Annotated in this window: 9 protein-coding genes and 3 pseudogenes; 5 read left to right on the plus strand and 7 right to left on the minus strand. The window is 70.6% G+C overall.

What is annotated here, in order from left to right:
• Positions 1 to 164 precede the first annotated feature (164 nt).
• Positions 165 to 1,562, minus strand: a complete 1,398-nt coding sequence (locus AB0I88_RS25085) for a sigma 54-interacting transcriptional regulator (RefSeq protein WP_361029135.1) — start codon at positions 1,560 to 1,562, stop codon at positions 165 to 167.
• 113 nt (positions 1,563 to 1,675) lie between these two features.
• Here AB0I88_RS25085 and AB0I88_RS25090 point away from each other — a divergent pair, with 113 nt between their 5' ends.
• The gene (locus tag AB0I88_RS25090; protein ID WP_361029138.1) at positions 1,676 to 2,491 is read left to right on the plus strand and encodes a PhzF family phenazine biosynthesis isomerase; all 816 of its coding nucleotides are present in this window, start codon (positions 1,676 to 1,678) and stop codon (positions 2,489 to 2,491) included.
• On the opposite strand, the gene AB0I88_RS25095 is transcribed toward AB0I88_RS25090, so the two are convergent.
• The gene (locus AB0I88_RS25095) at positions 2,484 to 4,247 is read right to left on the minus strand and encodes a Xaa-Pro dipeptidyl-peptidase (protein ID WP_361029141.1); all 1,764 of its coding nucleotides are present in this window, start codon (positions 4,245 to 4,247) and stop codon (positions 2,484 to 2,486) included. The genes AB0I88_RS25090 and AB0I88_RS25095 overlap by 8 nt on opposite strands.
• A 54-nt stretch (positions 4,248 to 4,301) precedes the next feature.
• On the opposite strand from AB0I88_RS25095, the gene AB0I88_RS25100 reads away from it, so the two are divergent.
• Positions 4,302 to 5,924, plus strand: a complete 1,623-nt coding sequence (locus tag AB0I88_RS25100; protein ID WP_361029144.1) for an ABC-F family ATP-binding cassette domain-containing protein — start codon at positions 4,302 to 4,304, stop codon at positions 5,922 to 5,924.
• Between the two features lies 1 nt (position 5,925).
• Here AB0I88_RS25100 and AB0I88_RS25105 read toward each other — a convergent pair whose 3' ends face one another.
• The gene (locus AB0I88_RS25105; RefSeq protein WP_361029147.1) at positions 5,926 to 7,539 is read right to left on the minus strand and encodes a family 10 glycosylhydrolase; all 1,614 of its coding nucleotides are present in this window, start codon (positions 7,537 to 7,539) and stop codon (positions 5,926 to 5,928) included.
• Complete coding sequence (gene glgA / locus AB0I88_RS25110; RefSeq protein WP_361029150.1) at positions 7,536 to 8,744, minus strand: glycogen synthase; 1,209 nt, start codon at positions 8,742 to 8,744, stop codon at positions 7,536 to 7,538. The genes AB0I88_RS25105 and glgA overlap by 4 nt, the downstream gene beginning before the upstream one ends.
• A gap of 74 nt (positions 8,745 to 8,818) precedes the next feature.
• On the opposite strand from glgA, the gene AB0I88_RS25115 reads away from it, so the two are divergent.
• The 3 genes from AB0I88_RS25115 (at position 8,819) to AB0I88_RS25125 (ending at position 13,678) form a co-directional block, all read left to right on the plus strand.
• Positions 8,819 to 11,023: an EAL domain-containing protein gene (locus tag AB0I88_RS25115; protein ID WP_361029153.1), complete on the plus strand. Its 2,205-nt coding sequence runs from the start codon at positions 8,819 to 8,821 to the stop codon at positions 11,021 to 11,023.
• 87 nt (positions 11,024 to 11,110) lie between these two features.
• Positions 11,111 to 12,343 (plus strand): glucose-1-phosphate adenylyltransferase, encoded by a 1,233-nt coding sequence (gene glgC, locus AB0I88_RS25120; RefSeq protein ID WP_361029156.1) that lies wholly within the window; start codon positions 11,111 to 11,113, stop codon positions 12,341 to 12,343.
• Between the two features lie 309 nt (positions 12,344 to 12,652).
• A complete protein-coding gene (locus AB0I88_RS25125) occupies positions 12,653 to 13,678 on the plus strand; it encodes a hypothetical protein (RefSeq protein ID WP_361029159.1) in 1,026 nt (341 codons plus the stop codon).
• A 57-nt stretch (positions 13,679 to 13,735) separates the two neighbouring features.
• On the opposite strand, the pseudogene AB0I88_RS25130 reads toward AB0I88_RS25125, so the two are convergent.
• The 3 pseudogenes from AB0I88_RS25130 to AB0I88_RS25140 all read right to left on the minus strand — a co-directional run.
• Positions 13,736 to 13,978, minus strand: a pseudogene (locus AB0I88_RS25130) (hypothetical protein); the annotation flags it as partial.
• Positions 13,935 to 14,213 (minus strand): annotated as a pseudogene (locus tag AB0I88_RS25135) (transposase family protein); the annotation flags it as partial. The pseudogenes AB0I88_RS25130 and AB0I88_RS25135, both read right to left, overlap by 44 nt.
• A 19-nt stretch (positions 14,214 to 14,232) precedes the next feature.
• A pseudogene (locus AB0I88_RS25140) lies at positions 14,233 to 14,460 on the minus strand (hypothetical protein); the annotation flags it as partial.
• Positions 14,461 to 16,051: the final 1,591 nt, after the last annotated feature.

Here is a 16,051-nt window from a genome sequence, read left to right on the forward strand (position 1 = left end):
CGCTCCGCACCCGAACCCCACACGCTCCGACAGAGACCGGCGTGTGGAGTAAGGGCGCCCTCCGCACCCGAACCCCACACGCTCCGACAGAGACCGGTGTGTGGAGTAAGGGCGCGCTCCGCACCCGAACCCCACACGCTTCGGCAGGAGGTGGGCGGGCATGGTCAGCTCCCGTAGACGGTGCGGCCGTCGTCGGTCAGTTCCTTGGCGAGCCGGCGGGTCAGGTGCAGCCCTTCGAGGACGAACTCGATGCCGGACGCCGCCTGCCCGGGACTCGGCGCGTCGCCCAGCCCGAGCCGGTCAAGCACCTTGGCCAGCCCCGGTACGGTGCCGATCTGGGCGAGCAGTTCCTCGGCGCTGACCAGGTCGCCGGTCTCGATGAGGGCGCCCTCGGCGACCAGGTCGGTGAAGCCGGACAGGTCGAGGCCGGCGAGCCGGGCCCGGAACGTCTCGGCGGTGGCGACCCGCAGCAGGTGAGCGAGGATCTCGGTCTCCCGGCCCTCCTCGCCGCTCTCGAACTCGACCTTGCCGCGCAGGGTGGAGGTGACCGACACGGCGTCGCAGATCCGGGCGACGGACTCACGTTCGCCGCGCAGCCCGGCACGGCGCAGCGCGGACGCGGCGACGGTCTCGGCGGCGGCGATCGCGAACCGGGCGGACACCCCGGACCGCGCGTCGACCGACGGCGACTCCCGGACGGCGCGGGTGTAGCGGGCGAGCACCTCGACGAGGTGCTCGGGCAGGGACGCGACGAGCGCCGCCTCCTGCCGGATCAGCGCGGTCTCCAGTTCCAGGTCGACCGGGTAGTGGGTACGGATCTCGGCGCCGAACCGGTCCTTGAGCGGGGTGATGATGCGGCCGCGGTTGGTGTAGTCCTCCGGGTTGGCCGACGCCACCAGCAGGATGTCGAGCGGCAGCCGCAGCTGGTAGCCGCGGACCTGGATGTCGCGCTCCTCCAGCACGTTGAGCAGCGACACCTGGATCCGCTCGGCGAGGTCGGGCAGCTCGTTGACGGCGAAGACACCCCGGTTGGTACGCGGGACGAGGCCGAAGTGGATGGTCTCCGGGTCGCCCAGGGCACGCCCTTCGGCCACCTTGATCGGGTCGACGTCGCCGATCAGGTCGCCGACGCTGGTGTCGGGGGTGGCGAGCTTCTCCCCGTACCGCTCGGAGCGGTGCAGCCAGGCGACGGGCAGCAGGTCGCCGGCTTCCGCGGCCAGCCGGCGGGAGGCGGGGGTGACCGGATGGTACGGATGCTCGTGCAGCTCGGAGCCGGCGATGTACGGCGTCCACTCGTCGAGCAGTCCCACCAGGGCCCGGATGAGGCGGGTCTTGCCCTGGCCGCGCTCACCGAGCAGGACCATGTCGTGCCCGGCGAGCAGGGCACGCTCGACCTCGGGCAGGACGGTGTCGTCGTAGCCGACGATGCCGGGGAAGCGGGGCTCGCCGGAACGCAGGCGGGCCAGGAGGTTGTCGCGGAGTTCTTCTTTCACCGTACGGAACTGGTGGCCGGTGGCGCGCAGCTCGCCCACGGTGCGGGGCAGGTCGGCGGGTGAAGTCACCGCAGGAACGCTACCCCGGCGACATGACGAACATCGACTGTGCGCGCCGACACATCCAGGCGCGCGCGATTGGCTCTGGTCACGCTCCGGTGCCGCGCGGCACGCTCGCCTCCATGACGGAGATTCTTCGGTACGCGGCCTTCACCCTCGATCCGGCCGGCGGCAACCCGGCCGGCGTGGTCCTCGACGCGAGCACCCTCAGTGACGCCCGGATGCTCGAGATCGCCGCCGAGGTCGGCTATTCGGAGACGGCGTTCGTGACGGCGTCCGACGGCGGCCGCTACCGGGTGCGGTATTTCAGCCCGCTGGTGGAGGTGCCGTTCTGTGGGCACGCCACGGTGGCGACGGCGGTGGCGCTCGGCCCCGGCGAGCACGTGTTCACGACGAACGCCGGTGAGGTGCCGGTGTCCGTCGACGAGGCCGGGGTGGCGACCCTGAGCAGCGTGCCGCCGACGGTCGGGGACCTGGGCGACGGCGACGTGGCGGCGCTGCTGGCGGCGCTGCGGTGGGACGCCGGCGACCTCGATCCGGGGCTGCCGCCGCGGGTGGCGTACGCGGGGGCGTACCACCCGATTCTGGCCGTGACCAGCCGGGAGCGCCTCGCCGGGCTGGACTACGACGTGCCGGCGCTGACGGCGCTGATGACCGAGCGTGGCTGGATCACGGTGCAGCTGGTGTTCCGCGAGTCGGCGGACACGTTTCACGTGCGCGACCCGTTCCCGGTCGGCGGGGTCTACGAGGATCCGGCGACCGGCGCGGCGGCCGCGGCCCTCGGTGGTTATCTGCGGGAGCTGGGGCTGGTTCCGGCGTCCGCCGAGCTGCTGTTGCGGCAGGGCGACGACATGGGCCGGCCGAGCCGCATCACAGTGCGCCTGGTTCCGGGGAACGAGGCGGTCCTGGTGAGCGGCCCGGCCGTCCCGATCAGCTGATCCGCAGGCCGGCGCCGGAGACGCCGACCACGGTTCCGGACGGGTAGCGCAGGGTGTGGTCGCGGTCGGTGGAGATCAGCACGAGGCCGATCCGGTGCCCGGCCGCGAACACGTGGTCGGTGGTCTGCAGGTCCCAGCGGAAGGTGTAGGTCCTGCCGGCCTCGATGCCGGTGGTGTGCGCCGGCGAGAACCGGTTCCGCACGTCGATCCAGCCACGGGTGACGATCTCGTACGGGGTCGTCGCCGTCACGTACTCCCGTTTGGCGAAGCATCCGGGATCGCCCTCGACGCCCGGCCCGATGCACTCCAGTTCGGCGAGCGTCCGGGTGCGCTGGAACCGTTCCGCCTCGCCGTAGTCGACGAGCAGCGCCGTCAGGTAGGGGCTGTCACCGTCGAGCGAGGCCCGGACGGTGACCTCCGGGGTGCCGCTGAGCCGGGTCTCCTTGCCGAGCGGCCCGGTCAGGTAGGCGATCCGGTTGGGGTCGGCGGTGTCCGGGGCGGCCGCCAGGCTCTCGGCGGTCCGGGACGTGTCGTCGGTGAAGGTCTGCCGCTGTCCGGTCCCGAAGTGGAACGAGGTGGGCCGCAACGGCCAGGTCCGCGAGGTCGTCCACTGGTGCGGCGCGGTCTCGACGTCGGCGATCGGCTCCCGCATGATCCCGGTGTCGATCTTGTAGAGCCACTGGTCGAACCACCGGTGCAGGGTGGACAGCCACTCGGCGCGCCGGATGTTGAACGGGTCGGTGTGCGCGGCCTGGTGCAGCCAGATCTTGCGGGGCACGTGCCGCTTCGACAGCGCGTCCCACCACTGCCCGGCCTGCCCGGTCCGCACGTTGAAGTCGTGCAGCCCGTGCACCAGCAGCACACTGGCCCGTACCTTGTGCACGTCACGCAGATAGTCCCGCTCGGCCCAGTAGGCGCTGTAGTCGCCGGTCTCCCGGTCCTGCGCCTGTTCGAGATGGGCCGTGACGTCGGCGCAGACCTCGGGATTTTCCCTGGTCAGGACGGCTTTGGCCAGCACGTCGGTGTCCTCGCCCTGGAAGCCGCCGGGCGCCACCACGCCACCGTTGCTGCGGTAGTAGTCGTACCAGCTGGAGATCGCGGCGATCGGCACGATCGTCTCCAGACCGCGTACGCCGGTGGCGGCGACCGCGTTCGGCAGGGTGCCGTTGTAGGAGACGCCGATCATGCCGGTTCGGCCGTTGGTCCAGCCCGCCTTCACCGGGGCGCCGGCCGCGTCGAAGCCGGGGGCCCGGCCGTTGAGCCAGTCGATCACGGCCTTCATGCCGAGGGTCTCGTTGCGGCCGCCGGAGGTGGGGCAGCCGGTGGAGCCGCCGCTGCCGAGGCTGTCGGCGAACACCACGGCGTAGCCGCGCGGCACGAAGTAGTTGTCCAGATAGCCGGCGAAGGTGATGGTCTCCGCCCGGTTCGCGTCGATCGACCGCTGCGACATGCTGCCGTCGCGGTCGATGTCGTCGTGGTTGGGCACGTCGTTGAGGCCCGCGTAGTACGGGCTCGGCTGGAAGATCACCGGCACCCGGGAGCTGGTGGCGGGCCGGATGATCCGCACCGCGACCCGGTCGGGCTGTCCGTCGGAGTCGCTGTCCACCGGGGCCTGCACCCAGACCTGCTCCCGGATCGCGGTGGTGTAGTCGTGGACCGGCTGGGTTCCGGTCGCGGCGTGGGCCGGTGCCGCGGCGATGACCGCTGACCCGGCGAGAACGACGAGGAGCGTGAGACTCCTGGCAAGCAGTCGCATCGCCACACCGTATCGCCATCGGTCGATTTACGAGAGGCCCTAGAATCGTGCCTGATGAGCGCCACAATGATCGCCCGCGACCTTGCCGCGGGACACGGGGACCGCACCCTCTTCGACTCACTCGACCTCGTGGTCGCGCCCGGCGACGTGATCGGCCTGGTCGGGGTCAACGGGGCCGGCAAGACGACGCTCCTGCGTACCCTCGCCGGTTTGATCGCCACGGAGAGCGGAAGCGTCTCACTCAGCCCGCCCACCGCCAACGTCGGATATCTGCCGCAGGAACGCGAGCGGCGCGCCGGCGAGACCGTGCGCGAGTTCCTGGGCCGGCGCACCGGGGTGTCGGCCGCGCAGGCGGCGATGGACGCCGCCGCCGGGGAGCTGGCCGAGGGGCGGCCGGGCGCCGACGACCGGTACTCGGCCGCCCTGGAGCGCTGGCTCGACCTGGGCGGCGCCGACCTGGAGGAGCGGATCGCCGAGATCGACCTCGGTTTCGGGGCGGACCTGCCGATGACCGCCCTCTCCGGCGGCCAGGCGGCCCGCGCCGGGATGGCGTCGCTGCTGCTCAGCCGTTACGACGTCTACCTGCTCGACGAACCGACCAACGATCTCGACCTGGACGGGCTGGCCCGCCTGGAGGCGTTCGTCTCCGGCCTGCGCGCCGGAGTCGTGGTGGTCAGCCACGACCGCGAGTTCCTCACCCGCACCGTCACCAAGGTCCTCGAACTCGACCTGGCGCAGAACCAGATCCATCTGTACGGCGGCGGCTACACCGCCTACCTGGAGGAACGCGACCGGGCCCGGCGGCACGCCCGGGAACAGTTCGAGGAGTACGCCGGAAAGAAGGAGGACCTCCTCGAACGCGCCCGCACCCAGCGCGCCTGGATGGACAAGGGCGTCCGCAACGCCCGCCGCAAAGCCCCCGACAACGACAAGAATGCCAAGGCGTTCCGCGGCGAGACCAGCGAGAAACAGGCCGCGAAAGCCCGCCAGACGCAACGGATGATCGAGCGGCTGGAGGTCGTCGAGGAGCCCCGCAAGGAGTGGGAGCTGCACATGGAGATCGCCGCCGCGCCACGCGCGGGCGCCGTCGTGGCCGATCTTCGCGAGGCGATCGTACGGCGGGGAGCGTTCACCCTCGGCCCGGTCACACTCCAGATCGATTGGGCCGACCGGGTCGCCATCACCGGCGCGAACGGCTCCGGCAAGTCGACACTGCTCGCCGCCATGCTGGGCCGGATCGAGCTCGACTCCGGCGGCCGCCGGCTCGGCCCCGGCGTGGTGATCGGCGAGGTCGACCAGGCCCGTGGCCTGTTCCTCGGTGACGAGCCGCTGGTACAGGCGTTCGGCGCGGCCGTCCCCGACTGGCCGGACGCCGACGTCCGCACGCTGCTGGCGAAGTTCGGCCTGCGGGCGGCGCACGTGCTCCGGCCGGCCGCCACCCTCTCCCCCGGCGAGCGCACCCGTGCCGCCCTGGCCCTGCTCCAGGCGCGTGGCGTGAACCTGCTGGTCCTCGACGAGCCCACCAACCATCTCGACCTGCCGGCCATCGAGCAGCTGGAGTCGGCGCTGGCCTCCTACACCGGCACCCTGCTGCTGGTCACCCACGACCGCCGCATGCTGGAGGCGGTCGCCACCAACCGCCACATCGAGGTCACCGACGGCAAAGTGACCGCCTGAGTCAGCCGGTGGTGGTGAAGGGGTTGCTCAGCGGGCCCTCGTTGGCGGAACGGTCCAGGCCGCTCAGGCAGTAGGTGGTGGGGCCGGCCGGAGGTTGCGGGTCGACCACGGGAGTGCCGGCCCGGCCGGTGGCGATCAAGGTGGCGGTCTTGTCGCCCGTACGGTAAAGAGCCCAGCTCGCGCCCCCGGAAGCCGCGGCGGTCTTCAGGGTGATCCTGCCGGAGGGGTCTCGGGTGGCGCCGGTGATGCGGGGCGCGGCGGGCGGCGCGGCGGGCAGGCGGGACATGCGCGGCGGAAGCGCGGGGGACGCGTAGTGCTTGGCGCGGTAACGGGTGACCGAGCCGAGCCGGTCGGCGCGGATCTGCTTGGCGCTGTAATGGACCTGGCCCTGGACGCCGAACTTGTCGTTCAGGGTCATCTGCGCGTCGAGCTGGGCGGGATCGCTCCAGTCGCCCTTCTCACCGACCCGGTAGTCGGCCATGCCGATGTAGAGCTGCACCCCGGTGCCCTTGACCGTCTTCACCCACCAGGGCAGCACCTTGGCGTAGTCGGCCTTGCCGAAGCCGATGGTCCAGTACAACTGCGGCACGATGTAGTCGAGCCAGCCCTCGCGGACCCAGGTGCGGGTGTCGGCGTAGATGGCGCTGTAGCTTTCCAGGCCGTTGGTGTCGGAACCCTCGCCGCCGTTGCGCCAGATGCCGAACGGGCTGATCCCGAACTTCACCCACGGCTTGATCTCGGCGATCCGCTGCTTCATCTCCCGGATCAGGGTGTTCACGTTCTCCCGGCGCCAGTCGGCCCGCGACCGGCCGCCGCCATACTTGGCGTAGGAGGCGCTGTCCGGAAAATCCTGACCCTTCTCCGGGTACGGGTAGAAGAAGTCGTCGAAGTGAACACCGTCGATGTCGTAGAGGCGGACCGCCTCCAGCATCGAGTCCTCGACGAACTTGCGGGCCTCCGGGACTCCCGGGTCGAAGTAGAGGCGGCCGGCCTTCCCGGCCGGATAGGCGATCCGCCACTCCGGGTGGGCGCGCAACGGATGGTTCGGCGCGAGGCGGGTCAGGTCGGTGCCGACGCCCGCCGGGGCCGGCTGCGTTCCGCGGTACGGGTTGAACCAGGCGTGGAACTCCAGGTTCCGGGCGTGCGCCTCGCCGACCATGAACTTCATCGGATCCCAGCCGGGATCGCTGCCGTCGAACCTGCCGGTGAGCCAGTTCGACCAGGGCGCGTACTCGGACGGCCAGAACGCGTCGCCGCTGGGCCGCACGTGCACGAAGACGGCGTTGTGCCGCTGGGCCACCGCCAGGTCGAGCCATTTCAGGTACTCGGCCTTCACCTGGTCCTGCGGCAGGCCCGGCCGGCTCGGCCAGTCGATGTTGTAGACCGTCGTCAGCCACATGCCCCGCAGCTCCCGGGAGGCGCTGACCGGAACCGTCCCGCACCGGCCGGCCTCGACCCGCACCGGCCCCTCGGCGGCGGCCACCGGCGCACCGGCGTCGCCGGGATCGGTGTGGAACGCGGCCCGGACCAGCCCCAGGCCCAGCACGGCCACGGTGAACAGCGCGGCCGCGGACAGCAGCGCCACCCAGACCGGCGGCCGGCGGAGCACGGTCACCGCACCGTCCGGTAGATCTCCAGGGTGTCCTCGGCGATCCGGGACCAGCTGAACCTCTCCACGGCACGGCGGCGGCCGGCCTTGCCCATCCGCTCGGCGAGCGCCGGGTCCGACAGCAGGCGGGTCAGGGTGGCGGCCAGGTCGGCGACGAACCGCTCCGGGTCGACGGGCGTGCCCGTACCGTCCTCGAACTGTTGGATCGGCACCAGCAGGCCGGTCTCGCCGTCCGCCACCACCTCGGGGATGCCGCCGGTCGCGGTGGCGACCACCGCGGTCTCGCAGGCCATCGCCTCCAGGTTGACGATGCCCATCGGCTCGTAGACCGACGGGCAGACGAACACGGTGGCGTGCGTGAGGACCTGGATGACCTCCTGCTTCGGCAGCATCTCCTGCACCCAGATCACACCGTGCGGGTCGCGGGCCTCGCGCAGGTCGCGGGCCAGCGTCTCGACCTCGGCGGCGATCTCGGGCGTGTCGGGGGCGCCGGCCAGCAGGATGATCTGCGTCTCGGCGGGAAGCTGGTGGCAGGCCCGCATCAGGTAGGGCAGGCCCTTCTGCCGGGTGATCCGGCCGACGAACACCACGCTGGGCCGGTCACGGTCGATGCCGAGCCGGTCGACGACGCCGGTGCCGTGGTCCGGAGAGTACAGCGAGGTGTCGATGCCGTTGTAGACGACGTGGATCCGGTCCGGGTCGACCGACGGGTACGCCTTGAGCACGTCACGCCGCATCCCCCCGGACACCGCGATGATCGCGTCGGCGTTCTCGATCGCGGTGCGCTCGCAGTACGACGACAGGGCGTACCCGCCGCCGAGCTGCTCGGCCTTCCACGGCCGCAGCGGCTCCAGGCTGTGCGTGGTCAGCACGTGCGGGACGCCGTGCAGCAGTTTGGCGGTGTGGCCGGCGAAGTTCGCATACCAGGTGTGGCTGTGCACCACGTCGGCGCCCTCGCAGCCGGCGGCCATCGCCAGGTTGACGCCCATCGTGCGCAGCGCCGCGTTCGCGCCGGCCAGCCCGGCGGGTTCCGGGTACGCCGTGACGCCCGGCTCGTCACGCGCGGCGCCGAAGCAGTGCACCCGCACGTCGGCGAGCCCGCGCAGGTCACGGGTCAGATACTCCAGGTGGACCCCGGCGCCCCCGTAGACCTCCGGGGGGTACTCGCGGGTGAGCAGGTCGGCACGCAGGCGAGTCGCGGAGTCCGTCACGAGTCGCAAGCTTAGCGCCCGTAATGGACCGGGGCCGCTCCCCGTCGGCAACCGTCCGGCGGTGCACTGGCCTCATGCCCCTCCGGTCCCCCCACCGCCCGCAAGCCTGGCAGTACGCGCTGGCCTGCGGTCTCGTGGTGGCGTTCACCCTGCATCTGCTGGGCGCCGGCGTGGCCTGGCTGATCCCCCAGACGGCCGGTGCCGTGATCCTCTGGCGGACCGCCCTCCGGCACCGCTGCGGCTGGTGGCTGATCGCCGCGGGCGGCACGACCGGCCTGCTGGCGAACGCCTGGTGGACGGTCCGGGCGGGGACCGGCGCCCCGCCACCGCACACCACCCCGATGGGCCTGTCGCTGGCGCTGCCGTACGCGTTGCACGCGGCCGGGGCGTTCCAGCTGACCCGCCGCAAACGTCCCGGCTCGGCCGCCGAGTCCGGGGCCCTGGTGCTCTGCGTGGCGATGCTGGCCTGGTCGTTCGTCGTCCTGCCGTATCTGGGCGCCCCCGGCTACCGGCAGGTCGACCAGGCGCTGGCCGCGCTGTACGGGTTTCTCGACCTGGCGATCCTGGCGACCGTGCTGGTGTCCGCCACCCGGCGGCCGCTGTTCGCCGCCGGTGGCGCCGCGCTGCTCGCCGCCCATCTGATCTACGCGGCGGCCGGCAGCGAGGGCTCCGCGCCGCTGCTGGCCGGCGGCACGCCGTACCTGGTGGCGCAGCTGTGGTGGGTGTTCGCGGTGGCGGCGGCGCTGCACCCGTCGGCGGTGCAGCGGCCCGCCGACGGACCGGCCGGGCGGGCCGGGCTGATCGGCATGTACGCCGCCGCGGCGGCCGGCCCGCTGCTGCCCGCCGTCGCGAACCCGAGCGCCGTGGTGGTGGTCCCGGCGGCGCTGACGGCCGGGCTGTGCGGGCTGCTGATGCTGCGGGTCGGGCTGTCCAACCGGCTGGCCGAGCAGCGGTCCCGGCAGATCGGGGCGGCCCTGCACGAGCAGCGGCTTCTGCAGCGGCGTCTGGCGTACCGGGCCGGGCACGACGGCCTGACCGGGATCGCCAACCGGGACCTGCTGCTGGAGCACCTGGGCCGGGCCCGCGCCGGGGACCGCCGGTACACCCTGATCCTCTTCGGGCTCGACGGGTTCAAGGAGGTCAACGACTCGTACGGGCACGCGGTCGGTGACGACGTGCTGCGCCAGGTGGCCGGCCGGCTGTTGCTGTTCGCCCCGGAGGCGGACCTGGTGGCCCGGCTCGGCGGCGACGAGTTCGGCCTGCTGGTGATCGAGGCGCCGGACGCCGGCGACCTGGCGGAACGGGTGGCGGCGGCGATCGCGGCGGCGCCGTTCGTGGTGGGTGAGCGGCGGATCCATCTGACCGGCCGGGCCGGGATCGCGGACGGCGTACCCGGCAATGACGCCGTGCTGGGTGACGCCGACCTGGCTCTGCGCGCCGCCAAGCAGGCGGGCGGTGCCCGGCTCGCGTGGTTCGACGAGTCGCTGCGCGCCGAGCAGGGTGAGCGGGCCAGGATCGACGCCGGGCTGCGCCGGGCCCTGCTCGACGACAGCCTGTTCATGCACTACCAGCCGGTGGTGGACCCGGCGACCGGCCGGATCCACGCGGTGGAGGCGCTGATGCGCTGGCGCCGCGGCGAACAGATCGTGCCGCCCGGGGTGTTCATCCCGGTGGCCGAGCAGACCGGCCTGATCGGCGCGCTCGGCACCCGGGCGCTGCGGCTGGCCTGTGCCCGGGCCGCCGGATGGCACCGCGAGCACGGCCTCTACCTGACCGTGAACGTCTCCACCCATCAACTGCGCGATCCGGGGTTCGCCGACGGGGTGCGCGAGATCCTCGCGGACTCCGGGCTGCCGCCGACCGCCCTGGTGCTGGAGATCACCGAATCGGTCCTCATCGACGCGGCGGACACTCCGGTGCTCGGCACGCTGCGCGCGCACGGGGTCCGGATCGCCATCGACGACTTCGGCACCGGGTACTCGTCACTGGCGTATCTGCACACCCTGCCGGTCGACATCCTCAAGATCGACCAGTCGTTCATCCGCCGCCACGAGGACCCGCCACGGCCCCAGGACGTGAGCCTGACCAGGGCGATCCTGGAACTGGCCCGCAGTCAGGACCTGATCGCGGTGGCCGAGGGAGTGGAGACCGCCGGGCAGGCGCGACTGCTCCGGGACCTGCGCTGCCCGCTCGTGCAGGGCTACCATTTCGGCCGGCCGTGCGCCTCCGAGACGATCGACACGCTGCTCGTGGAGGCCGCCCGGATCCCGGCCGCCTGACCGGCAAGCCGGTTCCAGGGGCAGCAAGATATTTCGAACCGCCCTTTCGGGTGGCGCGGGGGCGGCCGGAATATTAGCGTCCTCCCCATGGCTGTCAAGGTGCTTGCGATCGTCCTGGCCGGTGGGGAAGGCAAGCGCCTGATGCCCTTGACTGCGGACCGCGCCAAGCCGGGAGTTCCGTTCGGCGGCATCTACCGCATGATCGACTTCGTGTTGTCGAACCTGGCGAACGCCGGGTACCTGAAGATCGTCGTGCTGACCCAGTACAAGTCGCACTCCCTGGACCGGCACATCTCCAAGACGTGGCGGATGTCGACGCTGCTCGGCAACTACGTCACCCCGGTCCCGGCCCAGCAGCGCCTCGGTCCGCGCTGGTTCGCCGGCTCCGCCGACGCCATCTACCAGAGCCTCAACCTGATCAACGACGAGTCGCCGGACTACGTGATCGTCTTCGGTGCCGACCACATCTACCGCATGGACCCGAAGCAGATGGTCAACGACCACATCGCCTCGGGCGCCGCGGTCACCGTCGCCGGCATCCGCCAGCCGCTGTCGCTCGCCGACCAGTTCGGCGTGATCGACGTCGGGCCGGACGGCAAGCGCATCCGCGCCTTCCGGGAGAAGCCGAAAGACGCCACCGGCCTGCCCGACGCGCCCGACGAGGTGTATGCGTCGATGGGCAACTACGTCTTCACCACCCGGGCCCTGTGCGAGGCGGTCACCGCCGACGCACAGAACCCGGACAGCAAGCACGACATGGGCGGCAACATCATCCCGATGCTGGTGGAGAAGGGCGAGGCGAACGTCTACGACTTCCGCGACAACGACGTGCCCGGCGCCACCGACCGGGACCGCGGCTACTGGCGCGACGTGGGGACGCTCGACTCGTTCTACGAGGCCCACACCGACCTCATCGCCACCCTGCCGATCTTCAACCTCTACAACCACGACTGGCCGATCTTCACCAACTACGGCTCCTGGCCGCCGGCGAAGTTCGTGCACGGCTACGACGACCGGCAGGGCCGCGCCATCGACTCGATGATCTCGCCCGGCGTGGTGGTCTCCGGCGCCCTGGTCGAGCGCTCGGTCATCTCCCCCAACGTGCGGGTCAACTCGTGGGCGCACGTCGACGGCGCGGTGATCATGGAGGGCGTGTCGGTGGGCCGGCGCGCGGTCATCCGCAACGCCATCATCGACAAGAACGTCGTCATTCCCGAGGGCGCCCAGATCGGCGTCGACCTCGACCGCGACCGCAAGCTCTACACGGTCAGCGACAACGGCGTGGTGGTCATCGGCAAGGGACAGCGAGTGGAGATCTAGCAGACCTTCTCTTCCGGTACGCGGTGGAACGTCCCCTTCATGAGGATCGCTCCATCCCGTGCGGCGCGGCCCAGCCGCCGGGTCCCGCCTGTGCCGCGCCCGCCGGGCTGAGATCGGTGCTCAGGCGTACCCGAAGATGGCCGGCCCGTGTTGCGGCGTGCCCATCCCTTCCGAAGCATGGGCTGGACCGGACGGCGTTGGATATAGGCGTGGAGCCGTCGTCTTCCTCCGGTCAGCAGTGAACTTTGGTAGATAAGTGTTCGACCATGGGTCGATGCGCCGTATAGACCGTTACTAGAGAGTTGGGCCATGACGGCCAACGGTGGCGAACCGGGAAGACTTCGACGAGCCATCACCAGTCCGATACTGCTGGTTCTCCTCATTGCGCCGTTCTTCGGCGAAGGACTCTCGGGCTCCAGCCCGCCCCTAGACCTTGTGATGCCGTGGAATCTCGCCTTCATGGCGGCCTTGTACGGCTGCGGGGCACTTGTCTGTCGCGAGGTCGCCCATCGGTTCGGCTTAGGGTTCCGTGGTCTGGTCCTGCTCGGTGCCGCTTACGCCGTGTGGGAGGAGGCGCTCGTCGACCGGTACTGGTTCTTTCCTCAGTTCTGGGAGGACTCCGGCATCGGCACCTACAGCGTCGTGTGGCACACCAACGTGCTGCTCGCGGGTCACCTCACGGTGTTTCACGTAGCGATCAGCATCTGCGCATCGGTCCTGGTGGTCGAGTGGCTCGTTCCTCGGGCGAGATACCGTCCGTGGGTTGGTCGTCCAGGCCTCGTCCTTGCGGGTCTGGTACTCGCTGTGACACCGGTCGTCTATGGCGAGTTCGACCAGCGTCCGCCGACCACCATCCTCGTCGCCGCTGCGGTACTGCTGGCCGCGGTCGTGGTGACCGCTTTCCTGGTGGGCCGCAGCCGACGTCCGGTTCCCTCGCCGTTCAGCGGTGGTGCGCCCCGACCGCGGCGAGGCCTCGGATTGCTCGCCTTCACCTGCATGTCCGCGCACTGGATCCTGACCTACACGGTCGCGACGACTGGACTGAGTTGGCCCCTCGGCGTAGCCCTGTCGCTGCTTCCCGTCGCCGCCGGCCTATTCCTGGTACCGCGTCTTGCGGTGACCGGTCCGTATGGAAGCGACGGCGTCCGCGTTGTGGCCGGCCTGCTCACGTTTTTCGTGCTCCTCGACCTACTGGTCGCGCTGCTTGGCCGCTACGACATGATCCTCGCCGCCATCTTGACGGCGTGGCTCGCGCGACGGCTGTATACGCGACGATCCTCCGTCGAGGTCGAGCCGGAGGATCATGTATCGGTATTCGAAGTGGGTGATGTGTAAGGCGGCGCGGACGATGTCGTCGGTTCCGCGAGGGCTGGCGGTGGTGTGGCGAAGAGTGCGCCAGCGGCCGGTGAGGATGGCGAAGCCGCGTTCCCCGAGGCATCGCATCGATCGAAGGACGGCGTTGTAGGTGCGGTTGTCGACCGCGAGACGCCGGCCGTCGGCAGGCTGCTGGTACGGGGTGTGGATGCCCTCCGCCGGCGCCTTCGTAGCCGGAGTCGGCCAGGGTCGGCAGGTGCGGGTGAGATGCCGCCCGGTACAGGGCGCCGGTGAGGTCGTGCAGGTGTCCAGGCATCGCATCCGAGGTCCAGACAGGTAGCCCGTCCGGACGTATCACCGCTTGAATGTTCGCCCCGAACTCGCGGTGTTTCCCGGAGTACCAGGCGTCGATGGTCTCGCCCTTGACGCTGGTGGTGGTCTCGGTGAGCCGGTCGGTGTCGAACAGCTTGCCGTCCAGGATCACCTGCGACCCGCCGCAGCGCCTCGTGCAGGGTGGGGGTCTGCGCCGCCAGGACTCGCACCGTCTCGGCCACATACCGGTAGGCCGTCGCCCTCGACACTCCGAACCCGGCTTCCAGGACGGTCTTGTCCTCACCCTTGCGGAACCACACCAGCGCCAGAAGCGCCTGGTAGAAGCACGTCAACGCCGTGCTCCCGATCCGGTGCCCACCGCCCGACGCTCGGCGCGTAGCAGCCGCGCCACGTGCTGCACGAGTTCCCTGGGGACGAACACCTTCTCCCCCGCACCGTAACGCTTTCCACGGGCCGGGCGGCGGCGTCATCGGATTTGTCACAACCGGAGACGCCGGCCAGTGAGAGCATCATGACGATGCCGGCCGGAGCCGCCTCATGATTAGTCGGGTCGTTGCACTCGATTGCCCACTTTCGCGTCACCGGCGGAACCGCCGAGAATGGCGCGGCATCCAACGGGAGGCAACAACAGAAAGGAGAATCACCCGATCACACGACCCCAGGAGTTGCATTCCTGCAACTTCCGAGCGGGCGCCTCGCCACGGTGCTTCCCGGCTCCGGGGTGCCGGCAGGCTGAGTCGACCCGGCGTCTTCCAGGGACTGCCCGACCAGCTCGAACGGCACTCCTCGTCCAACTCGAGTGCCGGCTTCTCGTCGCGGTGATCGAATGCGCAGCCGGGTTCGCCGCCCCGCCTGCCTCGCACGGATCGCGGAGCTCAGCTCACGGATGACCGGAACCGGCCGCTTACTCCCGTCGCGGTGATCGCCGAGAGCCCGCACGCACGACGACCTGGCCGGGGGTCGCCACGGCCTTCCTCACGCTCCGGCCCGCAGTTGGGCGTCGAGCGGCCTTGAGCCGGGCGAACCCCAAGGTCCTGTCGCCGGCGGTCCGTGCCGCACACCCGCAACGATTTCGGCACCGGCCGGCCACCATCCCCGATCCTCGACCTGCCCGACCCGGCTGGATCAACCGGCCCGGCCAGGAAACTCAGCCGAGACCGCAAGCCACCCCACTCCCTGTCGGCCTCATTCCCTTGACACGTTCCGCTGGGCCGAGGCAGGTCCACCTGTCGCAGGACACGCCTGCCACACCCTCATGGCATCGATCAGTCTCGATCTAATCGATGACGCCACCACGCATGCCCGTGCCGCACGAGGCTGCTCTCGATCGCCATCGCCGGGCACGGCCGGGTCGAGCGCGACGGACATCGACCCGGACCCCAGACATGACCAGACCGAGCGACAGACATTGACCCGGGCGCCGCGCCCGCCGCTCCACCGGCCGCACCCGGGGACCTCACCGGGATCGGCCGGTGGATGCACGACACCCCGCCGCGATCGGCGACACGCTTCTCGCCGACGAGCTCACCATTTGTTCGACCGGGCCGCTTGCGGCAGCATCTTCGATTTCGCCGCCCGGTTCGAGGCAGAAAAAGGCCCCACTCTGCCCGTCGACGCGATCGTCCCGGGAATCTTACAGACCGGCATCCGGGCGAGTTCGTGATCGGAGAATACTTTTATAGGCGATACTTACGGATGGTTTCGTTTTCCCGCCTCCTTTCAGGCAGCAGAGTGTAAGAGTATTGTTTGGCATGATCCTTTACTTACACTTCGGAACCGGGGTGCGGGAGGATAAATGCATGACACAAGGGTCGCTGTTCAGCAGGGCGAAGATTGCTGAGATGCGCGACCCGACGAAGGCGCGCAACCATTCTCCGCAAGGTGCGGAGTTCCGCCGCGTGCACCAGCGACGCCGCGCCTTCGGTCTTGAACGCCGCCACGCCGAGAAGCTCCGCCGGCTCCGTGAAAGCGTTGCCGCCGCACCGATCGCAAGCGTTTCGGCCCGCCCGGCGTCCCCGGCCGGGTCGACGGTGCGCAACCCGGCGTCCCCGGGCAACCCGC

The organism is Actinoplanes sp. NPDC049802, assembly GCF_040656595.1.
Taxonomy (GTDB): Bacteria; Actinomycetota; Actinomycetes; order Mycobacteriales; family Micromonosporaceae; genus Actinoplanes.